This window comes from Citrobacter sp. BIDMC107, assembly GCF_001037575.1.
Lineage (GTDB): Bacteria > Pseudomonadota > Gammaproteobacteria > Enterobacterales > Enterobacteriaceae > Citrobacter > Citrobacter freundii.
Genome location: NZ_KQ089848.1, coordinates 1,494,057 through 1,516,472 on the forward strand (window position 1 = coordinate 1,494,057; position 22,416 = coordinate 1,516,472).

At 52.6% G+C, this 22,416-nt stretch carries 23 protein-coding genes; 8 read left to right on the forward strand and 15 right to left on the reverse strand.

Features of this window, described 5'->3' with window-relative positions:
* Positions 1 to 409: 409 nt before the first annotated feature.
* Complete coding sequence (gene gmhB, locus SK39_RS07010; protein ID WP_003829138.1) at positions 410 to 976, reverse strand: D-glycero-beta-D-manno-heptose 1,7-bisphosphate 7-phosphatase; 567 nt, start codon at positions 974 to 976, stop codon at positions 410 to 412.
* 189 nt (positions 977 to 1,165) lie between these two features.
* On the opposite strand from gmhB, the gene metN reads away from it, so the two are divergent.
* The 6 genes from metN to proS all read left to right on the forward strand — a co-directional run bounded on the left by metN (position 1,166) and on the right by proS (position 6,760).
* Positions 1,166 to 2,197, forward strand: coding sequence for a methionine ABC transporter ATP-binding protein MetN (gene metN, locus SK39_RS07015; RefSeq protein WP_003018468.1), 1,032 nt, complete (start codon positions 1,166 to 1,168; stop codon positions 2,195 to 2,197).
* Positions 2,190 to 2,843 (forward strand): methionine ABC transporter permease MetI, encoded by a 654-nt coding sequence (locus SK39_RS07020; protein ID WP_003018471.1) that lies wholly within the window; start codon positions 2,190 to 2,192, stop codon positions 2,841 to 2,843. The genes metN and SK39_RS07020 overlap by 8 nt, the downstream gene beginning before the upstream one ends.
* Positions 2,844 to 2,887: 44 nt before the next feature.
* Entirely contained in the window at positions 2,888 to 3,703 is an 816-nt protein-coding gene (metQ, locus tag SK39_RS07025; RefSeq protein WP_003018474.1) for a methionine ABC transporter substrate-binding lipoprotein MetQ, read from the forward strand.
* Between the two features lie 116 nt (positions 3,704 to 3,819).
* Positions 3,820 to 4,224, forward strand: a complete 405-nt coding sequence (gene rcsF, locus SK39_RS07030) for an Rcs stress response system protein RcsF (RefSeq protein WP_003018477.1) — start codon at positions 3,820 to 3,822, stop codon at positions 4,222 to 4,224.
* On the forward strand, positions 4,221 to 4,928 hold the full coding sequence (tsaA, locus tag SK39_RS07035; protein ID WP_044714949.1) for a tRNA (N6-threonylcarbamoyladenosine(37)-N6)-methyltransferase TrmO: 708 nt from the start codon (positions 4,221 to 4,223) through the stop codon (positions 4,926 to 4,928). The genes rcsF and tsaA overlap by 4 nt, the downstream gene beginning before the upstream one ends.
* 113 nt (positions 4,929 to 5,041) lie before the next feature.
* Positions 5,042 to 6,760, forward strand: a complete 1,719-nt coding sequence (gene proS, locus SK39_RS07040) for a proline--tRNA ligase (protein ID WP_016149584.1) — start codon at positions 5,042 to 5,044, stop codon at positions 6,758 to 6,760.
* Between the two features lie 44 nt (positions 6,761 to 6,804).
* Here the strand turns inward: proS and nlpE are convergent, their stop codons facing one another.
* The 3 genes from nlpE to SK39_RS07055 are packed head-to-tail and all read right to left on the reverse strand — an operon-like array spanning position 6,805 to position 8,498.
* A complete protein-coding gene (gene nlpE, locus SK39_RS07045) occupies positions 6,805 to 7,503 on the reverse strand; it encodes an envelope stress response activation lipoprotein NlpE (RefSeq protein WP_085951559.1) in 699 nt (232 codons plus the stop codon).
* Between the two features lie 30 nt (positions 7,504 to 7,533).
* Positions 7,534 to 7,956, reverse strand: coding sequence for an alternative ribosome rescue aminoacyl-tRNA hydrolase ArfB (arfB, locus tag SK39_RS07050; RefSeq protein ID WP_003018489.1), 423 nt, complete (start codon positions 7,954 to 7,956; stop codon positions 7,534 to 7,536).
* Positions 7,953 to 8,498 (reverse strand): YaeQ family protein, encoded by a 546-nt coding sequence (locus SK39_RS07055; RefSeq protein ID WP_003018497.1) that lies wholly within the window; start codon positions 8,496 to 8,498, stop codon positions 7,953 to 7,955. Before SK39_RS07055 ends, arfB begins: the two co-directional genes overlap by 4 nt.
* A gap of 188 nt (positions 8,499 to 8,686) precedes the next feature.
* Here SK39_RS07055 and SK39_RS07060 point away from each other — a divergent pair, with 188 nt between their 5' ends.
* Positions 8,687 to 8,887: a YaeP family protein gene (locus SK39_RS07060; RefSeq protein ID WP_003018499.1), complete on the forward strand. Its 201-nt coding sequence runs from the start codon at positions 8,687 to 8,689 to the stop codon at positions 8,885 to 8,887.
* Entirely contained in the window at positions 8,874 to 9,134 is a 261-nt protein-coding gene (gene rof, locus SK39_RS07065; protein WP_003018503.1) for a Rho-binding antiterminator, read from the forward strand. Before SK39_RS07060 ends, rof begins: the two co-directional genes overlap by 14 nt.
* 62 nt (positions 9,135 to 9,196) lie before the next feature.
* Here rof and tilS read toward each other — a convergent pair whose 3' ends face one another.
* The 11 genes from tilS to skp all read right to left on the reverse strand — a co-directional run bounded on the left by tilS (position 9,197) and on the right by skp (position 22,330).
* Complete coding sequence (tilS, locus tag SK39_RS07070; RefSeq protein WP_048216824.1) at positions 9,197 to 10,489, reverse strand: tRNA lysidine(34) synthetase TilS; 1,293 nt, start codon at positions 10,487 to 10,489, stop codon at positions 9,197 to 9,199.
* 61 nt (positions 10,490 to 10,550) lie between these two features.
* A complete protein-coding gene (locus SK39_RS07075; RefSeq protein ID WP_003018507.1) occupies positions 10,551 to 10,940 on the reverse strand; it encodes a VOC family protein in 390 nt (129 codons plus the stop codon).
* A gap of 66 nt (positions 10,941 to 11,006) precedes the next feature.
* The gene (gene ldcC, locus SK39_RS07080) at positions 11,007 to 13,145 is read right to left on the reverse strand and encodes a lysine decarboxylase LdcC (protein WP_044714943.1); all 2,139 of its coding nucleotides are present in this window, start codon (positions 13,143 to 13,145) and stop codon (positions 11,007 to 11,009) included.
* 99 nt (positions 13,146 to 13,244) lie between these two features.
* The gene (gene accA, locus SK39_RS07085; RefSeq protein WP_003018513.1) at positions 13,245 to 14,204 is read right to left on the reverse strand and encodes an acetyl-CoA carboxylase carboxyl transferase subunit alpha; all 960 of its coding nucleotides are present in this window, start codon (positions 14,202 to 14,204) and stop codon (positions 13,245 to 13,247) included.
* A gap of 12 nt (positions 14,205 to 14,216) precedes the next feature.
* A complete protein-coding gene (dnaE, locus tag SK39_RS07090; protein WP_003845818.1) occupies positions 14,217 to 17,699 on the reverse strand; it encodes a DNA polymerase III subunit alpha in 3,483 nt (1,160 codons plus the stop codon).
* Positions 17,700 to 17,723: 24 nt separating this feature from the next.
* A complete protein-coding gene (gene rnhB / locus SK39_RS07095; protein WP_003018518.1) occupies positions 17,724 to 18,320 on the reverse strand; it encodes a ribonuclease HII in 597 nt (198 codons plus the stop codon).
* On the reverse strand, positions 18,317 to 19,465 hold the full coding sequence (lpxB, locus tag SK39_RS07100; protein ID WP_003018522.1) for a lipid-A-disaccharide synthase: 1,149 nt from the start codon (positions 19,463 to 19,465) through the stop codon (positions 18,317 to 18,319). The genes rnhB and lpxB overlap by 4 nt, the downstream gene beginning before the upstream one ends.
* The gene (gene lpxA, locus SK39_RS07105) at positions 19,465 to 20,253 is read right to left on the reverse strand and encodes an acyl-ACP--UDP-N-acetylglucosamine O-acyltransferase (RefSeq protein ID WP_003018525.1); all 789 of its coding nucleotides are present in this window, start codon (positions 20,251 to 20,253) and stop codon (positions 19,465 to 19,467) included. The genes lpxB and lpxA overlap by 1 nt, the downstream gene beginning before the upstream one ends.
* A gap of 3 nt (positions 20,254 to 20,256) precedes the next feature.
* Positions 20,257 to 20,712: a 3-hydroxyacyl-ACP dehydratase FabZ gene (gene fabZ / locus SK39_RS07110; RefSeq protein WP_003018528.1), complete on the reverse strand. Its 456-nt coding sequence runs from the start codon at positions 20,710 to 20,712 to the stop codon at positions 20,257 to 20,259.
* A 103-nt stretch (positions 20,713 to 20,815) separates the two neighbouring features.
* Positions 20,816 to 21,841 carry a UDP-3-O-(3-hydroxymyristoyl)glucosamine N-acyltransferase gene (gene lpxD, locus SK39_RS07115; protein ID WP_003018531.1) on the reverse strand — a complete coding sequence of 342 codons (1,026 nt, stop codon included), beginning with the start codon at positions 21,839 to 21,841 and terminating at the stop codon, positions 20,816 to 20,818.
* A gap of 3 nt (positions 21,842 to 21,844) precedes the next feature.
* Positions 21,845 to 22,330: a molecular chaperone Skp gene (gene skp, locus SK39_RS07120; protein WP_003018533.1), complete on the reverse strand. Its 486-nt coding sequence runs from the start codon at positions 22,328 to 22,330 to the stop codon at positions 21,845 to 21,847.
* Between the last annotated feature and the right edge of the window lie 86 nt (positions 22,331 to 22,416).

Sequence of the window (22,416 nt, forward strand, 5' to 3'; positions counted from 1 at the left end):
GCCGCCAGCGTTCAATCTGAGCCATGATCAAACTCTTCAATTTAAGTTTGATGCTCGTGAATTAAACTTCGTAATGAATTACGTATGTTCACTCAGAGACTTGGTATTCATTTTTCGTCTTGCGACGTTAAGAATCCGTATCTTCGAGTGCCCACACAGATTGTCTGATAAATTGTTAAAGAGCAGTTGCGACGCGCTTTAGCGCTCTGTCGCGAGGTGGCGTATATTACGCTTTCCTCTTTCAGAGTCAACCCTCATTTTCAGGTTTTTCTCTTCAACCGAGCCGGCTGTTTGTGTGAAGTGATTCACATCCGCCGTGTCGATGGAGGCGCATTATAGGGAGTCGACTCAGGAAGACAAGCGGAAAAATGCATTTTTGTTTCAACCGCTCACCTTTTACCCACAACGCTTACTTTTGCTGCTTTTTTATCGCCATTGGCAGGTCTGCCAGACTATTTATGACTAAATCTGCCGCATTTTCTGCTTCCGGCGTGACGGGTTTGCCTGTGCGCACCAATACCTTCGTGCCAACATTTGCAGCTGCCGCCGCCTGCATATCTTCAATTTTGTCGCCTACCATATAAGAAGCGGCCATATCGATGTGCAAGAAGTCTCGGGCGGAGATAAACATGCCAGGATGCGGTTTACGACAGTCGCAGACCTGACGATACTCTTCCACGGTGCCCTGTGGGTGATGCGGGCAGTAGTAGATGCCATCCAGCTCAACATCGCGATCGGCCAGCGACCAGTCCATCCATTCGGTCAACGTTTCAAACTGCGCCTCAGTAAATTTACCACGCGCGATACCAGACTGGTTCGTCACAATAATGAGCGCGTAACCCATCTTTTTAAGTTCACGCATGGCATCAATAACGCCGTCGATAAACTCAAACTCGTCGATCTCATGTACATAACCGTGGTCCACATTAATGGTACCGTCACGGTCGAGAAAAATTGCGGGTACAGACTTTGCCACCTTTTATAGCTCCTGAATAAGGCATGTGGCTCTAGTATCGCATGTTTCAGCGGGCAAGAAAGTGCTCATCGCGCAAAGCCTGATTGATTTAGACGTCTGGATGCCTTAACATCCATCTTGTTGACGGCTTCGACCGTACCTGACAGACGAAAATGCCACGGCTAACTTAATTACGATAATAAATAACCAATGATTAAACTTTCGAATATCACCAAAGTGTTCCAGCAGGGGACTCGCACCATTCAGGCGTTAAATAACGTCAGCCTGCATGTTCCTGCCGGGCAGATTTATGGCGTTATTGGCGCCTCCGGTGCCGGTAAAAGTACGCTCATCCGCTGCGTTAACTTACTTGAACGCCCAACCGAAGGCAGCGTTCAGGTCGGCGGTCAGGAACTCACGACGCTTTCTGAGTCAGAACTGACCAAAGCTCGCCGTCAAATCGGCATGATTTTCCAACACTTTAACCTGCTCTCTTCCCGCACCGTGTTTGGCAACGTCGCGCTGCCGCTGGAACTGGATAACACGCCAAAAGAAGAGATCAAACGCCGTGTAACAGAACTGTTGGATTTGGTTGGTCTTGGTGACAAGCACGATAGCTACCCGGCCAATCTTTCCGGTGGACAAAAACAGCGTGTGGCGATCGCCCGTGCGCTGGCAAGCAATCCCAAAGTGTTGCTGTGCGATGAAGCCACCAGCGCACTCGATCCGGCAACGACCCGCTCGATTCTTGAATTATTGAAAGACATTAACCGTCGTCTGGGACTCACCATTCTGCTGATTACCCACGAGATGGACGTTGTAAAACGTATTTGTGACTGCGTGGCAGTCATCAGTAATGGTGAACTGATTGAGCAAGACACCGTCAGCGAAGTGTTCTCACACCCGAAAACGCCGCTGGCACAGAAATTTATCCAGTCCACGCTGCACCTGGATATCCCGGAAGATTATCTGGAACGGTTAAAAGCCGAGCCAGAAGCAGACAGTGTGCCGATGTTGCGTATGGAATTCACCGGTCATTCGGTCGATGCGCCGCTACTTTCTGAGACGGCCCGTCGCTTTAACGTTAATAACAACATTATTAGCGCGCAGATGGATTACGCCGGCGGTGTGAAATTCGGCATCATGCTGACTGAAATGCACGGCACACAGGAAGATACACAAGCAGCCATCAACTGGTTGCAGGAACACCATGTAAAAGTAGAGGTACTGGGTTATGTCTGAGCCGATGATGTGGCTGCTGGTTCGCGGCGTATGGGAAACGCTGGCAATGACCTTTGTGTCCGGTTTTTTTGGTTTTGTGATCGGTCTGCCGGTTGGCGTGTTGCTGTACGTAACGCGTCCGGGGCAAATCATTGAGAACGCGAAGCTCTACCGTACGCTCTCTGCGCTGGTGAACATTTTCCGTTCCATCCCGTTCATCATCTTATTGGTGTGGATGATTCCGTTCACCCGCATGATCGTAGGCACCTCTATCGGACTGCAGGCCGCTATCGTCCCGCTGACCGTCGGCGCCGCGCCGTTTATCGCCCGTATGGTGGAAAACGCGCTGCTCGAAATCCCGACCGGGCTAATAGAAGCCTCTCGTGCGATGGGCGCCACGCCGCTGCAAATTGTACGTAAGGTATTACTACCAGAAGCGCTGCCAGGACTGGTCAATGCGGCCACCATCACCCTTATCACGCTGGTTGGTTACTCCGCGATGGGCGGTGCCGTCGGTGCCGGTGGTCTTGGACAGATTGGTTATCAGTACGGCTATATTGGTTACAACGCTACAGTAATGAATACAGTACTGGTATTGCTCGTCGTTCTGGTTTATTTAATTCAGTTATCCGGCGATCGCATCGTCCGGGCTGTCACGCACAAATAACGTTGCACACAACACTAAAAACTCATTAAGAAAAGGAAATAAGCATGGCGTTCAAATTCAAAACCTTTGCGGCAGTTGGAGCCCTGATCGGTTCTCTGGCACTTGTGGGTTGCGGTCAGGATGAAAAAGATCCTAATCACATCAAAGTGGGCGTTATTGTTGGCGCAGAGCAGCAGGTTGCAGAAGTCGCGCAGAAAGTAGCTAAAGAAAAATACGGTCTGGACGTTGAGCTGGTCACGTTTAACGATTACGTTCTGCCTAACGAAGCGCTGAGCAAAGGCGATATCGATGCTAACGCCTTCCAGCACAAACCGTACCTGGATCAGCAGATCAAAGATCGCGGTTACAAGCTGGTTGCTGTAGGCAATACTTTTGTTTACCCGATTGCGGGGTATTCCAAAAAAATCAAATCACTGGATGAGCTGCAGGACGGTTCACAGGTCGCGATTCCAAACGACCCGACTAACCTTGGCCGTTCCTTGCTGCTGCTGCAAAAAGTGGGCTTAATCAAGCTGAAAGACGGTGTTGGCCTGCTGCCGACCGCGCTGGACGTGATTGAAAACCCGAAAAACCTGAAGCTGGTTGAACTGGAAGCGCCGCAGCTGCCGCGTTCTCTGGACGATGCTCAAATCGCACTGGCGGTCATCAACACCACCTACGCCAGCCAGATCGGCCTGACCCCGGCAAAAGACGGTATCTTTGTTGAAGATAAAGATTCTCCGTACGTAAACCTGATCGTGACTCGTGAAGACAACAAAGATGCTGAGAACGTGAAGAAATTCGTTCAGGCATACCAGTCTGATGAAGTGTACGAAGCAGCAAACAAAGTCTTCAACGGCGGTGCTGTTAAGGGCTGGTAATTTTAGGCTGTTTACAGAATATGTAATATCATCAGGACGGGCGCTTGCCCGTCTTGTCATTTATGCAAGCACCTGATTCAATATCTGACGTTTAGATCATTCATTGAGGAAATATTATGCGTGCTTTACCGATCTGTTTAGTAGCACTCTTGCTGAGCGGCTGTTCTATGTTAAGCAGATCCCCTGTTGAACCCGTTCAAAGCACCGCAACCCCGCCGAAAGCGGAGCCGGAAAAACCGAAAGCACCGCGCGCGACGCCGGTAAGAATCATTACTAACGCTGAAGATTTAGTAGGCAAGCCGTTCCGCGATCTTGGCGAAGTTAGCGGTGAATCCTGCCAGGCATCCAACCAGGATTCCCCTCCGAGCATTCCAACCGCGCGCAAACGCATGCAGATTAATGCATCAAAAATGAAAGCTAATGCGGTATTGCTGCACAGTTGCGAAGTGACCAGTGGAACGCCGGGTTGCTATCGTCAGGCGGTTTGCATCGGTTCTGCACTGAACATTTCGGCGAAATGAGCCATTTTCAGTTCGAGCAAATAGGCGTTATCCGCTCACCATATAAAGAAAAGTTCGCCGTTCCACGCCAGCCAGGTCTGGTGAAAAGCGCCTGCGGTGAACTGCATTTGCTCGCACCTTATAACCAGGCCGATGCTATTCGCGGCCTGGAAGCCTTCAGTCATTTGTGGGTGATTTTTGTTTTTCACCAGACAATGGAAGGTGGATGGCGTCCGACCGTGCGCCCTCCCCGTCTTGGTGGCAACGCCAGAATGGGTGTCTTTGCCACACGTTCAACGTTTCGTCCTAACCCTGTTGGCATGTCGTTGGTTGAGCTGCGGGGCATCCGCTGCCATAAAGAGCACGTAATCCTCGAACTCGGTGGACTGGACCTTGTTGACGGAACGCCAGTAGTGGATATTAAGCCGTATCTGCCGTTTGCCGAATCGCTGCCTGATGCTCGTGCCAGCTATGCCCAGGACGCACCTCAGGCCAGCGTCGAGGTGACGTTCAGTGAAGATCTCGCGGAGCAGCTACTGAAGCTCGAACAACGTTACCCGCGTCTTCGTCAGTTTATTACCGAAGTGCTGGCGCAGGATCCGCGTCCTGCCTACCGTAAAAATGAGGAAGAAGGCAAAACCTACGCCGTCTGGCTGCTGGACTTTAACGTCCGCTGGCGCGTCACACCGTCAGGATTTGAGGTCTTTGCTCTGGAGGCCCGCTAATTTGCGTCGCGTACTCTTTTGACATCCCTTTCTCGCTGGTAAACTAAACCACTTTTGTTTTGTGCCAGGCTCGTTTTGAGCCTGTTCGATCGTTCAACTGGAACCGTAACAACATGCGTACTAGCCAATATCTGCTCTCCACTCTGAAGGAGACACCTGCCGACGCCGAAGTCATCAGCCACCAGCTGATGCTGCGCGCCGGGATGATCCGCAAGCTGGCCTCCGGGTTATATACCTGGCTGCCGACCGGCGTGCGCGTCCTGAAAAAAGTCGAAAATATCGTGCGTGAAGAGATGAACAACGCCGGTGCGATCGAGGTGTTGATGCCGGTCGTTCAGCCTTCTGAACTGTGGGAAGAGAGTGGCCGTTGGGAACAATACGGCCCGGAACTGCTGCGTATTGCTGACCGTGGCGATCGTTCGTTCGTCCTCGGCCCAACGCATGAAGAAGTGATCACCGACCTGATCCGTAACGAGCTGAGCTCTTACAAACAACTGCCGCTGAACTTCTATCAGATCCAGACCAAATTCCGTGACGAAGTCCGTCCGCGCTTCGGCGTGATGCGTTCCCGCGAATTCCTGATGAAAGATGCCTACTCTTTCCACACCTCTCAGGAATCCCTGCAGGAAACCTACGATGCGATGTACGCTGCGTACAGCAAAATTTTCAGCCGTATGGGGCTGGATTTCCGTGCAGTACAAGCGGATACCGGTTCTATTGGCGGCAGCGCCTCTCACGAATTCCAGGTGCTGGCACAGAGCGGCGAAGACGATGTGATCTTCTCCGACTCCTCCGATTATGCGGCGAACATCGAATTCGCCGAAGCCGTTGCGCCGAAAGAGCCGCGCGCAGCAGCAACTCAGGAAATGACGCTGGTTGATACTCCGAACGCCAAAACCATCGCAGAACTGGTTGAGCAGTTCAACCTGCCTATCGAAAAAACCGTGAAAACCCTGCTGGTGAAAGCGGTTGAAGGCAGCAGCTACCCGCTGGTCGCCCTGCTGGTTCGTGGCGATCACGAGCTGAACGAAGTCAAAGCGGAAAAACTGCCGCAGGTTGCCAGCCCGCTGACCTTTGCCACCGAAGAAGAAATTCGTGCGTTGGTAAAAGCAGGTCCAGGCTCGCTCGGTCCGGTGAATATGCCGATTCCGGTGGTTATCGACCGTACCGTCGCAGTAATGAGCGATTTCGCTGCCGGTGCCAACATCGACGGTAAACACTATTTCGGTATCAACTGGGATCGCGACGTAGTTACCCCGGAAGTTGCAGATATCCGTAACGTGGTCGCCGGCGACCCGAGCCCGGACGGCAAAGGTACGCTGATGATCAAACGCGGTATCGAAGTCGGCCACATCTTCCAGTTGGGTACCAAGTACTCTGAAGCGATGAAAGCCGCCGTACAGGGCGAAGATGGTCGTAACCAGATCCTGACCATGGGTTGCTACGGTATCGGGGTCACTCGCGTGGTTGCTGCTGCTATCGAACAGAACTATGACGATCGCGGCATCGTATGGCCAGACGCCATTGCCCCGTTCCAGGTCGCGATTTTGCCGATGAACATGCACAAGTCCTACCGCGTGCAGGAACTGGCTGAAAAACTGTACGCTGAGCTGCGCGCTCAGGGCATTGAAGTGCTGATGGACGACCGTAAAGAGCGTCCGGGCGTGATGTTTGCCGATATGGAACTGATCGGTATTCCGCACACTATCGTGCTGGGCGACCGTAACCTCGACAACGACGATATCGAATACAAATACCGTCGTAACGGCGAGAAAGAGCTGATTAAAACCGGCGACATCGTCGACTTCCTGGTCAAAGCCATTAAAGGCTAATACCAACAAAAAGGCCCTGATTATCAGGGCCTTTTTTCTATCGATTAATTACACGCTTTACCGGGGATAAATTTCGCGTCTTTATCCGCCATCAACGTTTTCACTTTCTCACCCGTATCCGGGTTTGACTCCAGCGTGAAATGCGCCTCAAGCGTCAGCAATACGGACTGTCCGTTTTCCGCACGCGCAGCTAAATAGTCACGTTCAAGCTGAGCATTATTCGCCACCGGCATCCGTTTACCCGTTGCGCAGTCGGTAAAGATTGCCGCGTCAGCCATATAGAAATACATGCCTCGCATCGGCATTGGCGTCACCGGTAAGCTGGCGGAAACTGGCTGGAGCGTGTAGTTAAACTGTGACTCAATCGGGTTACCTTCACGATCGAGCATTTCCAGCGCCTCGCCTTTAGCCCGGTAGTACGACTTTTCACCTTTGCTGTCGGTCAGCACCAGCTTGTCGGCAGTGCGCGCCCATGTGCCATAAGAGGCAAACGAAGACGGTTCATCCCGCACGCCCTGATAACGTTCGTTCATCACCCATGTACCGTCTTTTTCCAGAAACAGAGAGGTTTCAATCCCTTCACAGTCCGCACAAGGTAAGATGCCACGCCAGCTTTGCTGCATCGGTTTTAATTCTGCCGCCCGCGTCGGCTGTAGTACTTCAACTTCAGTACGGTTATTACAGCCGATCAAGGAAAAAAGCGTGCATGCAGCGACTACGGACAATATTGCTGTTTTCACTATCAATTCCTTATAAATTTTTATTCCCGCTCGTCAGTCTTGCGTTCGACGAACTCTCCCACGCAGTGCTTTCACTGTGGATTTTTGCGCCTTCGATGACAACCTGCGCTCTTTCGAGGCGCGTGTAGGGCGAGTTGCCTGTCGGCTTTTTTGCACTGCGGTTAATTCTTTTATCACCGCTACCAGCCGGGAGATTGCCGCTTCCCGATTAAGTTCCTGGCTACGGTATTCCTGCGCCTTAATGATAATAACGCCATCACCGCTAATCAGATGATGGCTGGCGGCAAGCAAACGTTCCTTGTAATACTCTGGCAGGCCAGAGGCCCGAATGTCAAAGCGCAAATGGATAGCCGTCGAGGTCTTGTTAACGTGCTGACCGCCCGCGCCCTGCGCCCGAATCGCCGTGATTTCCAGCTCATTATCAGGGATAGAGACGTTTCGGGAGATAACAATCATGAACGCGGCTGCCACGCGGTCAGATGAATTTCCAGATTGTTCTGAGAGTCAGACAGCCAGATAGCACCGTCCTGGATAGTTGCCTGCAGCGCCATTGTACGACCTGCGAAATCACTCAGTTGCGCCAGTTGCTCATCATCCAGATACCACACGGTCAGATTTTTAAACTGCGCGCACTTGTTCTGATTTTGCTGCCACCAGATCTGAGCCGCACGGCTGTTGTAAGCAAACAGGGCAACCTCTCCAGATTGGGTACAGGCTTTTTTAATACGGCGCTCATCCGGCAGACCCAGCTCAATCCAGAGATCGATACCCAGATGGTCGTTACGCAGCCATGCTTCAGGCTCGTCTTCCGCACTCAGACCACGCGTGAACTGCAGCCGTTCATCGGCATATTTGATCCAGGCCAGCAGGCGCAACATCATGCGCTCCTGGGTTTCAGAGGGGTGACGCGCCAGCGTCAAGGCCGCGTCAAGGAACTGGTTGCGGTCAAGATCCGCTACGTTGACGACGGCTTTATAAATTGTCGCTTTAAGCGCCATGAGAGAACTCCTTTCGAATCAGGCGCACATTGTAGCGAAAACTGCGGCAAAAGGCTGCTAACTGCTCCACTATCAAGGCGCTGATATTGCTTGAATGAGTATGGTATAGTCACCTTGCTAAACAGAGTTTATCTTCGTAGGCTTAGACTTGCATCCACGGTTAAGTCAGAGTGCTGACAGGAGGGCATGTGGAAAAATATTGTGAGTTAATACGCAAGCGGTACGCGGAAATCGCCAGCGGAGACTTAGGGTATATCCCGGATGCGCTGGGTTGCGTATTGAAGGTGCTTAATGAAGTGGCGGCAGACAGCGCCCTTCCAGAGTCGGTCAGGGAAAAAGCGGCGTATGCTGCCGCGAACTTACTGGTGAGCGATTATGTCAATGAATGAAACGTATCAACCCATCAACTGCGATGATTACGACAATCTTGAACTCGCCTGCCAGCACCATTTGTTACTGACGCTGGCGCTAAAAGATGGCGAAGTTTTGCAGGCGAAAGCGAACGACCTGGTTTCACGCAAAAACGTGGAGTATCTGGTCGCAGATGTCGCAGGTGAAACCCGGGAGCTTCGTCTCGACAAAATTGCCAGCTTCAGCCACCCGCAGATCGGTACCGTGGTGGTCAGCGAATCTTAACTTTTTTCGCCTTATCCGGCCTACTTTCCATGTGAAACGTAGGCCTGATAAGCGCAGCGCCATCAGGCATGCCATACCAGACTTACGCCTTCTTCACCTTCTGCCGTCCCCTCACGCGTCACGAAAACACCCGCAGCCGAAATCAACGTTTCGCCGTAAAACAGCAGCGGTGTGGTATCTCGTCGCCAGGGCGGGATCCCCTGCTCCTGCCAGATTTTCTTTAATTTCCGTCCGCCGTTACGCCCGACAATATGCAATAACCCTGGCGCTTTAAAACGGATACTGACGACTTCGTCCGCTTGTGGCAAGCGCAAATCACCCGCAGAGATTAACTGAACCGAACCCAATCCGGCAGGCAGCGTCAACGGTGTTTTCCACTCTAACCACGGGATAACAGTTTCGCTTTGCCCATCGACTGACTTCACCCACCACAGCTGTGACTGATAACGACGGACCTCGTACTCCCCGAGGCGAAAACTTGGTGACGCGTCTTCCCGCGCCAGCGCCACTTCCTGCCAGATACGTTCCAGCCCATCACGGGAAGGCATCGGCGCATTTAACCCCGCCAGCCAGCGACGAAGCAGCGCGGCACGACGCACGCCACTCATCATCATTAATGGCGTCAGTAACAGTGTTCCACGGGATGTGATGCAATCGGCTAAATCGCTGGCCAGCAGTTCATCCAGTAAACTCTCCTGCTCAGCGCACAGCGCAGCGCTGCGGGCAACGGCTTGCGCGAAGTGCGGCCAGCGCTGTTGGAGCAATGGGGTAACGCGCAATCTGAGGAAATTGCGATCGTAGGTATCATCCTGATTGCTTTCATCTTCAATCCAGCATAATTCATGCTGCCGTGCCCATGCTTCAAGCGCCTCTCGCGTTTGCGCCAGCAGCGGTCGAATCAGCTGGGTTCCGGCAAACGGAGAGCTTTCCCCCATGGCGGAAAGTCCGGCAGGACCACTGCCGCGTTTAAGCGCCAGCAGAAAGGTTTCACACTGGTCATCGAGATGCTGTGCTGTCATCAGCACCTCGCCCGGTAGTAAGGTCTGCGCAAACGCCTGATAGCGCGCGCGTCGCGCCTGGGCTTCGATGCCCAGACCATCATCCTCAAGGTGTACCCGCTCAACCACCAGCGACACCTGCCACTGCGCGCATACCGACTCACAGTGCTGTACCCAACTGTCTGCGTGTGGGCTTAATCCGTGATGAATGTGGATTGCGCGTAAAGCAACATCAGGATGCAGCTCTCGCCACTGCACCAACTGATGCAGCAATACGGTGGAATCCAGCCCGCCGCTAAAGGCGACCAGAATCGATTGAGAATTCAGCAGCGAAGTGTTCAGCGTGAGTGTCGTCATGATGGTTACTTACAATGGCATTGCCCGGCACGTTACCGGGCTAACACCACAATGACAAGCCTTACAGCTCGTACAGTTCGAGGGGTAATCCGTCCGGATCGTTAAAAAACGTAAAACGTTTGCCGGTAAACGGATCGATTCGTACCGGCTCGCATTTCACATCATGGCTTTCCAGATGAATTATCGCCTTTTCCACGTCATCTACGCTGAACGCCAGATGACGCAAACCACAGGCTTCCGGTCGGCTCGGACGGCAAGGTGGAAACGGGAAAGAAAAAAGCTCAATCACATACTGGCCGTTCAATGCCAGATCGCCTTTCCACGAGTCTCTCTCTTCCCGATAGGCTTCGCTCATCAGTGTAAAGCCAAGCACATCGCAGTAAAATGCCTTACTCGCCGCGTAGTCTGTCGCAATAATGGCAATATGGTGAACCTGTTTTAATCCCAGCATAGCGTCATCGCCTCTTTCATTTTTCTGTCAGAACGTTACTCGAACGTCTTGGGGTCAGGCAAGTCGTTATGCCATTTTTAAGACTCTCACGCGATACAGGCCATCCTCGCCCAGTTTAGCGCCATGGATATCGGTTTCAAATCCAGGGTAGCGCTGCCCTACCGAGCACAGCATCAGAAGAAAATCGAGGACAGCCCGGCTTTTGGCAGTGATCATTTCCCCGGGCATCAAAAGCGGCACACCGGGAGGATAAGGCAGGATCATATTGGCAGAAACGCGCCCCACCAGTTGATCAAGTGCTACCGTTTCGACCTCACCTTTGATCTGCCGCTGCCAGGCCTGGTGCGGCGTCATTTTCATTTCCGGCAAGGTATCAAATGCCCGCAGCATCAACCCGGAGAGATCATGCTGGCGGATCAACTGATGGATCCCCTGCGCCAGATCCTGAATACGCATATTGCGATAGAAATCGGGATCTTCAGCATATAGATCCGGCAGCATATTTTTCACACGTAAATTCAGATCGTACGAGCGCTTAAATTCCGTCAGGCCACGTAGCAGCCCCATCGCCCGGGTTTTATCAATACCAATGCTGAACAGGAACAACAGGTTATACGGTCCCGTCTTCTCGACTACGACACCGCGTTCATCAAGGAATTTCGCCACCAGCGCCGCGGGGATCCCCTCTTCGCTCATATTTCCCTGTTCATCCATTCCCGGCGTCAAAATCGTGACCTTCACCGGGTCAAGGAACATGTGGTCGGCATCAGCATCAACAAATCCGTGCCAGTCTTCACCTGGCGCTACCGGCCAGCACTCTGCTTCATCTACCTTTTCCGGCTGCCAGATATCAAAGAACCAACCATCCGACTCTTCACGCAGACGTTGCACTTCTTTACGGAAATGCAGCGCCCGTTCCACCGAACGATTGATTAACCGCTTGCCTGAATTGCCACGCAGCATTGCCGCCGCCGTTTCTATCGACGCCACTATCGGATAGCTCGGAGACGTAGAGGTGTGCATCATAAAGGCTTCGTTGAACGTGTCTTCATCATAGTCGCCCTTAATGTGGATCAGCGAAGCCTGTGACAACGCCGCCAGCATCTTGTGGGTGGACTGGGTTTCAAAAATCACCTTTCCCGGTACCCGTTCGCCGCTCATCCCGCTTTTCCCCTGATAGATCGGATGAAAATGGGTATACGGCACCCAGGCTGAATCAAAATGGATGGAGGGCACATCCAGCGTTTGTTTGATCCAGTTGGTGTTATACAACAGGCCATCATAGGTGGAGTTGGTGATCACCGCGTGGACCGGCCATTGCGCCTGATTGGTTTCCTCAACTTTGCGTTCAATGCTTGCGTGGGTAAATTCCCGACGGGGTATACCGCCGAGGATCCCCAGCGCGTTACGCGTAGGCTTCAGCCAGATTGGCACCACATCACTCATCATCAGCAAATGCGCCAGTGACTTATGGCAGTTGCGGTCAATCAGGAGCGTACTGCCTGCAGGTGCAGCATACATACCGACAATCTTGTTCGATGTCGAGGTGCCGTTGGTCACCATATAGCTCTGCTCGGCACCAAAAGTACGCGCGATATACTCCTCCGCTTCCAGGTGCGGACCGGTATGATCAAGCAATGAGCCCAGTTCGGTTACGGAAATGGACACGTCGGCTTTCAGCGTATTGCCGCCAAAGAAATCATAGAACAGGCAGCCGACCGGACTTTTCTGGTACGCCGTTCCCGCCATGTGCCCAGGCGTGCAGAAGGTATACTTCCCTTCCTTCACATAGGTAAACAGCGCTTTGGTAAAAGGAGGCGTGATGTTATCGAGGTATTCGCTGGTGTACTGGCGGATGCGGGTGGCAATGTCTTCAGACTGACCCAGCGCATACTCAAAAAACCACAGCGCCATGCGCAGGTCGTGCGCACTGACATCCATCGTCGAATGGGTATTAATAAAGGCGTAGAGCGGGAGATATTCGTTGAGCTGGTTGATGTCGCTGCACAGTTCCAGACTGTATTCATCCCAGTCAAAAATGACGCCGCAAATTCGCGGGTTATGTTCGATAAACTTCAGCAGGTCGACGCTATTCTGCGGCCAGATAATCTGAAACCCCTGCTGCTGCAGCGCACTTTCAAGTTCCTTGATGGGCTCATCTTTATAAAAGACGCCATGCGGTCCCATGATGGCAATGATATTCATGCGTTCCTCCTGGAAAAACCTTAGTTAATCATAGCCTGGCCAAACCACAGGTAAAAAAAAGGGCCACAGCATTGTGGCCCTTTTCAGAATTAATGCAGTTTACGCGTAACCGTAGCTCATCAGACGCTGGTAACGACGGTTTTTCAGATCATCTTTGCTTAACACGTCGAGATCGGCGAGATCGGCCAGCAGCTGTGCCTTCAGGGACGCAGCCATTACTTCAGGGTTGCGGTGCGCGCCGCCCAGCGGTTCCGGGATGATAGAGTCAATCAGCTTCAGCTCTTTCAGACGCGGCGCGATAATTCCCATTGCTTCTGCGGCCAGCGGCGCTTTGTCGGCGCTTTTCCACAGAATGGAAGCACAACCTTCCGGGGAGATAACGGAATAGGTGCTGTATTGCAGCATATTCACTTTATCGCCTACGCCGATCGCCAGCGCGCCGCCGGAACCACCTTCACCGATAACGGTGCAGATTACCGGTACGCTCAGACGCGACATTTCACGCAGGTTGCGCGCAATCGCTTCTGACTGACCACGTTCTTCCGCGCCCACGCCCGGGTAAGCCCCTGGGGTGTCGATGAAGGTAATGATCGGCATGTTGAAGCGCTCGGCCATTTCCATCAGGCGCAGCGCTTTGCGATAGCCTTCCGGCGCTGGCATGCCGAAATTACGGCGAATCTTTTCTTTGGTCTCACGGCCTTTCTGATGACCAATGATCATCACCGGACGGCCATCCAGACGCGCGATACCGCCGACAATAGCTTTATCATCCGCATAGGCTCGATCGCCCGCCAGCTCATCAAATTCATCAAACGCCAGGCGGACATAATCCAGGGTGTACGGACGCTGTGGATGGCGCGCCAGTTGGGCTACCTGCCATGCGCCAAGATCGGCGAAGATTTTACGCGTCAGTTCTACGCTTTTTTCACGCAGACGATGCACTTCTTCATCGATGTTAATATCCAGTTTCTCATCCTGACGGCTAACCGCAGTCAAAGAATCGATTTTTGCTTCCAGCTCTGCAATCGGCTGTTCAAAATCAAGGAAATTCAGACTCATAGTATTCCTGTATTAGTCAAACTCCAGTTCCACCTGCTCCGAACCAATAAGGCCACGGAGATCGTTTAGCAAACGATCGCTCGGAGAGACACGCCACGTCGCGCCAAAACGCAACCGCGCACGTGCATCCGCCCTCTGATAGTAGAGATGTACTGGAATTGTCCCCGAGCGGTGGGGTTCCAGAGACTGACGGAGTCGGTTTAAAAGCTGGTCATCAATTTGCCTGTCCGTCAGCGAGATAGCAAGCCCGCGAGCATATTTTTCCCGGGCTTCGTCAATATCCATGACTTCACGGGCCATCATTTTAAGCCCGCCACTGAAGTCATCAAAGCTGACCTGTCCGCTGACGATAAGTATGCGGTCTTTTTCCAGCAATTGCTGGTATTTATCCAGAGCATCGGTAAACAACATAACCTCCAGACGTCCGGAACGGTCATCCAGTGTACAGATGCCGATACGATTGCCGCGCTTGGTGACCATTACCCGCGCAGCAATGACGAGCCCCGCAGCCGTGGTGACTTTACCACGTTCTGTCGGATGCATGTCTTTCAGCCTGTAGCCTCCGACATAGCGCTCAATTTCTTTTAAATACTGGTTAATGGGGTGTCCCGTCAGATAAAGCCCCAACGTTTCACGCTCACCGTCTAATACCACCTGCTCCGGCCACGGTTGGCAGCTGGCATAGGATTGTTCAATTTGCTCCGGTTCTTCCGCCAGCACGCCAAACATATCGGCCTGACCAATAGCTTCGGCTTTTGCATGCTGATCGGCGGCTTTTAGTGCGTCGTTGAGCGAATTCATCAACGCTGCACGATGCGGGCCAAGGCGATCAAACGCCCCGGACATGATTAGCTTTTCCAGCACCCGGCGGTTAAGTTTTTTGATATCCGTGCGCGCGCAGAGATCAAACAGCTCACGGAAGTAGCCGCCTTCGTTACGCGCCTCAATAATAGCTTCAATTGGCCCTTCACCCACGCCTTTTATCGCGCCGATGCCATAAACAATCTCGCCATCATCATTCACGTGAAAATGGTAAAGCCCGGAGTTGATATCCGGCGGCAGGATTTTGAGCCCCATGCGCCAGCATTCATCCACCAGTCCGACGACTTTCTCGGTGTTATCCATATCGGCGGTCATTACCGCCGCCATAAACTCGGCAGGATAATGCGCCTTCAGCCACAGAGTCTGGTAAGAAACCAGCGCATAGGCAGCGGAGTGCGATTTGTTAAATCCGTAACCGGCGAATTTCTCCACCAGGTCAAAGATTTTCATCGCCAGTTCGCCGTCTACGCCGCGCTTTTTCGCCCCTTCTTCAAAGGTGCCGCGCTGCTTGGCCATTTCTTCCGGCTTTTTCTTACCCATCGCACGACGCAGCATATCCGCGCCGCCAAGGGTGTACCCGGACAACTCCTGGGCAATCTGCATAACCTGTTCCTGATACAGGATAATGCCGTAGGTCGGCTCCAGTACCGGTTTCAGACACTCATGCTGCCATTGTACATCCGGATAGGAAATCTCTTCGCGACCATGCTTACGGTCGATAAAGTTATCTACCATCCCCGACTGTAGCGGGCCAGGGCGGAACAGAGCCACCAGTGCGATCATATCTTCGAAGCAGTCAGGCTGCAGACGTTTGATCAGGTCTTTCATGCCGCGGGATTCAAGCTGGAATACCGCCGTGGTCTCCGAGCGTTGCAGCATATCGAAGCTTTTCTTGTCATCCAGCGGGATAGCCGCAATATCCAGCGGTGGCTCACCGTTCTTTTCACGGCGCGCGTTGATCATTTCCAGCGCCCAGTTGATGATGGTGAGCGTACGCAGGCCGAGGAAGTCGAACTTCACAAGACCGGCATATTCCACATCGTTCTTATCAAACTGAGTAACCGGGTGCAGCCCCTGTTCATCGCAGTACAGCGGAGCAAAATCAGTAATTTTGGTCGGTGCGATAACCACACCACCGGCGTGCTTACCGGCGTTACGCGTGACGCCTTCCAGCTTACGCGCCATATCGATCAGCGCTTTAACCTCTTCATCTGCCTCATAAATTTCCGGCAGTTGGGGTTCGGCTTCAAAGGCTTTTGCCAGCGTCATGCCCGGATCGGGCGGCACCAGCTTCGAAATACGGTCAACGAAGCCGTACGGATGCCCCAGTACGCGGCCCACGTCGCGGATAACCGCTTTTGCTGCCATCGTACCGAAGGTAATAATCTGCGAAACCGCATCACGACCGTACATTTCCGCCACGTGCTCGATGACCTGGTCGCGTTTCTCCATACAGAAGTCAACGTCGAAGTCGGGCATTGAGACACGTTCCGGGTTAAGGAAACGTTCGAACAGCAGGTCAAATTCCAGCGGGTCGAGATCGGTAATTTTCAGCGCATAGGCAACAAGTGAGCCAGCACCGGAACCACGTCCCGGGCCTACTGGTACGCCGTTATCTTTCGACCACTGGATAAATTCCATAACGATCAGGAAGTAGCCCGGGAATCCCATCTGGTTGATAACTTTAAGTTCAACTTCCAGACGTTCATCGTAAGGTGGGCGCTTCTGCGCACGAACTTCAGGGTCAGGGAACAAAAATTCGAGACGTTCTTCCAGCCCTTCGCGTGATTTCGCCACAAGGAAATCTTCGGTGGTCATATCGCCGGTCGGGAACTGCGGCAGGAAATACTCGCCCAGACGCACCGTCACGTTGCAGCGTTTAGCTATCTCGACGGTGTTTTGCAGTGCTTCCGGAATATCGGAGAACAGCTCGCACATCTCATCTTCGCTGCGCATGTACTGCTGCGGCGAATAGTTACGCGGGCGTTTCGGATCATCAAGGGTAAAGCCGTCGTGGATCGCTACGCGGATTTCATGCGCATCGAAATCTCCGGTTTCAAGGAAGCGGACATCGTTAGTCGCCACCACCGGTAGACCACGCGTTTCGGCCAGTGCTACGGCTGCGTGCAGATAATTTTCTTCATCTTGCCTGCCGGTGCGAATCAGTTCGAGGAAATAGCAATTGGGAAAATGTTCTTCGTAAAACGCCACGCACTCGTCAACCAGTGCGTTATTGCCGCGCAGCAGACTTCGTCCGACATCGCCCATGCGACCGCCGGAGAGCAAAATCAAACCTTCTTTTAGTTCGATCAGCCAGTCCCGGTCGATAACCGGTCCTTCTGCGCCATAGCCGCGCTGATAGGCTTTCGAAATCAACAACGTCAGGTTCTGATAGCCGGTATTATTTGCGGCCAGCACGGTAAGCTGCGTGAGTTCATCGCCCAACAGCTCACTGCGGACATGAAAATCTGCGCCAACTATCGGCTTGATACCCGCGCCATGGCCCGCTCCGTAAAACTTCACCAGACCACACAGGTTGGTAAAATCGGTGATCGCCAGCGCAGGCATGCCTAACGCGGCCGCCTTTTTTACCAGCGGTCCGGTTTTCGCCAGCCCATCGATCATGGAGTAGTCGCTGTGCACCCGTAGGTGGACGAAACGTGGTTCAGACATCTTCAGATTCCTTCGACACAAGAATCAGGACGAGAGTCCCAGTGCGCGTTTGACGGGGCCAAAGCTGCGGCGATGGTGCTCAGTCGCACCATGCAGTGCCAATTTTTCCAGATGAAATGCGGTTGGATAACCTTTGTGCTGTGCAAAACCATACTGTGGAAAAACCGTATCCAGCGCCGCCATTTCAGCGTCACGGGTCACTTTTGCCAGAATCGATGCGGCGCTAATCTCCGCCACGCGGCTATCACCTTTGACCACCGCCATCGACGGTACCGGTAATGCCGGGCAACGATTGCCGTCAATCAGCACGTATTCAGGCGCAATATGCAGACCCGCAACTGCACGCTGCATGGCCAGCATGGTAGCATGCAAAATGTTCAGTTCGTCGATTTCATGCGGTTCTGCCCGACCCAGGCTCCAGCTTAACGCCTTTTCTTTAATTTCATCAAACAGCGCCAGGCGACGTTTTTCTGACAGTTTTTTTGAGTCGTTAAGACCGATAATAGGGCGAGCCGGATCCAGAATGACGGCAGCAGTGACGACCGCGCCGACCAAAGGGCCGCGTCCGACTTCATCCACACCCGCCACTAAATGCGTATGCGGATACACAAATTCAATCATTGCGCTAACTCCAGGACCGCATCCGCTGCCTGCTCATCAGCATTGCAACGGATCTGCTGGTGCAGTTCACGGAATGTGTCGTGCATCGCATGGCTGGTTTTACCCTTCGCCAGCAACGGCAACAGCGCTTGCGACAGCGCCTGCGGTTCACACTCTTCCTGCAACAGCTCTTTAACCAGTTCTCTTCCCGCCAACAGGTTAGGTAGCGAAACGTAATCAGTCTTCACCAGACGCTTCGCCAGCCAGAAGGTGAAGGGTTTCATACGGTAGCCAACCACCATCGGGCATTTTGCCAGCATACATTCCAGCGCGGCGGTACCTGAAGCCAGCAGTGCGGCGTCGCTGGCCACCATTGCTTCACGTCCCATACCATTGAGCAGATGTACGGAAAGCTCCGGTGCAACTTCCGCTTTAATGCGTTCAAACTGCTCGCGACGTTTGGCATTCACCAACGGCACCACCACTTCGAGATCCGGATAATGCTGGCGTAATAGCTGCGCCGTTTTCAGAAAATCGGCGCTGAGCATCTCCACTTCTGCACCACGGCTTCCTGGCAGTAGCGCCAGGCAGTGAGCGTCATGAGGAATGCCCAGAATATCACGTGCCGCGTTTTTATCCGGGTCCAACGGCATGGCATCCGCCATGGTATGACCTATAAAGCGGCACGGGACGTTAAATTTGTCATAAAACGCTTTTTCGAAAGGCAGAAAGGCCAGCACCATGTTGGTGGATCTGCCTATTTTGAAAACGCGTTTCTGTCGCCACGCCCAGACGGACGGACTGACATAATGAATGGTTTTAATGCCCTGTTTTTTCAAGTTCCCTTCGAGGGTAATGTTGAAATCAGGTGCATCAATGCCAACGAAAACATCCGGCTTTAAGTCGGTGAATCGGCGAGTGAGGTCGGCACGAATATGCAGTAAACGGCGCAGACGTCCGAGCACTTCAACAATGCCCATGACCGCCAGCTCTTCCATTTCGTACCAGGCTTCACAGCCTTCGGCCTGCATCAGCGGACCCGCCACACCAACAAAACGCGCATTGGGAACGCGAGCCTTGAGTGCACGGATTAACCCTGCACCAAGAATATCGCCGGAGGTTTCTCCGGCGACGAGGGCAATCGTTAAAGGACGCTGTTCAGTCATTAACGAATCAGGCCACGCGTTGAGCGCTCAAAGAAGTCGCTGAAAGCCTGAACTTCGGGGTACTGTTTCGCCAGTTCCGCGATTTCTGGTTTCACTTCTTCCAGCGTTTTACCACTACGGTACAACGCTTTGTAGGCGTTACGAATCGCGGTAATCGCTTCGCGGGTGAATCCACGACGCTTCAGACCTTCGATATTGACGCCAAACGGCGTCGCGTGGTTGCCCTGGGCGATAACGTACGGAGGCACGTCCTGGGCTACACCAGAACAGCCACCAACCATCACATGAGCACCGATGATGCAGAACTGATGCACCGCAGTCATGCCGCCGATGATAACAAAATCATCCAGCGAAACATGTCCGGCAAGCGTGGCGTTATTCGCCAGAATACAGCGGTTTCCTACCGTACAATCATGCGCGACGTGCGCATTAATCATCAGTAAGTTATCGCTGCCCACCTTCGTCACTCCACCGCCCTGCACTGTGCCACGATGAATGGTGACGCTTTCGCGGATGCGGTTGCGATCGCCAATTTCCACACGGGTCGGTTCGCCAGCATATTTAAGATCCTGGTTAACTTCACCGATGGAGGCAAACTGATAGATCTCGTTATCGCGACCAATTTTTGTATGGCCATTCACGACAACGTGAGACTTCAGTACGGTACCCTCACCAATTTCAACATGGGGTCCAACAATACAAAATGGGCCAATGTGAGCATTGGCACCAATGCTGGCGCCCTCTTCTACAATGGCGGTCGGGTGAATAAAGGCGGATTTATCAATCACGTATCAGGCCTCCCGGCTACGGGCACACATCATCGTTGCTTCGCACACAACTTTACCGTCGACCAGCGCAACCCCTTTAAAACGGGTCAGGCCACGGCGCGTTTTCTCGAAAGTCACTTCCATGATCATCTGATCGCCAGGCACGACAGGACGCTTAAAGCGTGCTTCGTCAATACCCGCGAAATAATACAGTTCGCCTGGTTCCAGTTTTCCTACGCTTTTAAACGCAAGGATACCGGTAGCCTGTGCCATCGCTTCCAGAATCAATACGCCAGGGAAAATAGGTTTACCCGGGAAGTGGCCCTGAAAGAAAGGCTCGTTAACGGATACATTTTTCACTGCGCGCAGAAAACGACCTTCTTCAAAATCCAGCACGCGATCAACCAGCAGAAACGGAAAACGGTGCGGCAGAAGTTCTAAAATCTCTTCAATATGCAGAGTATGAGTGTTAGTAGTCAAAATACTCTTCCTGTCAAAATATACTAAAAGGCAATAATAACACGGCCTGTCGCAATCGTATGAATGGGACAGGCCGAAAAGTCAGACATGCAAAAACGGTGCTTTAGTCTTGTTGATTAACCTTGCGCTCAATCGCTTTGAGGCGCTTGCTCATATCATCAATATTCATCACCAGTGCAGCTGTTTTACGCCATACCTTATTGGGTTGTAGCGGAATGCCTGAGGAATAGACGCCAGGTTCGGTGATAGGACGCATCACCATACCCATGCCAGTCACCGTGACTTTGTCGCATATTTCCATATGCCCATTGATCACGCTGGCGCCGCCAATCATGCAGTAACGGCCAATCTTCAGGCTACCCGCCATAATGACGCCACCGGCTACTGCCGTATTGTCGCCAATCACAACGTTATGCGCAATCTGGCACTGGTTATCAATGATAACACCATTACCGATCACAGTATCGTCCAGAGCACCACGGTCAATGGTGGTACAAGCGCCGATCTCGACGCGATCGCCGATAATCACGCGACCAAGCTGCGGGATCTTTACCCAGTTACCGCGATCGTTCGCGTAACCAAATCCATCAGATCCAACGACAGTGCTTGACTGGATCAGGCAATTCTCACCGATCTGAATGTCGTGGTAAATCGTCACATTCGCCCACAAGCGTGAACCTGCACCGATTTTAGTATTTTTTCCGACGAAGCAGCCTGCGCCGATAACGACGTTATCACCCAGTTCTACGCCAGACTCAATGACCGCATTTGCGCCCACAGAGACATTATTACCCAGCTTCGCCGTTGCATCGATCACTGCACTCGGTGCAATGTTCTGTGCAGGCTGAGGCGTGGTATCTAAAATTTGCGCCATACGTGCATAGGTCAGGTAGGGATTCTTCACTACCAACGCGGCACTTTTAGCAAAAGGAAGATCGTCCTGCGTCATTACTACGGCAGAAGCCTGGCATACGCCTAAGTGTTCACGGTACTTAGGATTCACCATGAACGTGATATTGCCAGTTTGCGCAGATTGCATGGACGCTACGCCGGTGATGACGATATCGCCATCACCGTGTAATTCTGCATCCAACTGCTCTGCTAAATCAGCCAGTCGAATTGAAGGCATTACTTATTTAACCTGTTTCAGTACGTCAGCGGTGATGTCTTTTACATCGCTGCTGTTGTATGCAACGGTGTTTGCGTCAACGACCAGATCAATGCTCTGGCTGCTGGCAACAGATTTCACAGCAGTCTGGATACGAGTAACCAGTTTGCCACGTTCTTCGTTGGAGCGACGCGCACGATCCTGCTCAAAAGCCTGAGCTTTCTGAGAGAAAGTCTGGCGCTGAGCCATAACGTCTTTTTCCAGCTTGGTACGATCGCTACCTGCTTTCATTGATTGCAGACGCTGCATCTTAGATTGCAGATCGGATTCCATACGCTGCAGTTCGCTGGCACGGCCTTTGAACTCGTTTTCCAGCGTAGCAGAAACACCTGTCTTCTGTGCAACCTGTTGGAACAGGCTACCCATGTTGACGATTGCAATTTTGTCAGCCGCTTGTGCGGACGTTGCCATCGCTAAACCGAGACCTGCAGCTAATAACCACTTTTTCACAATTAACTCCTTACCATCCCATTTGCACCCGAAGGTGCAGTTCTTTGCGTGGCCAGGCGATCCCATGCAAGATCGCCTAAAGTCAT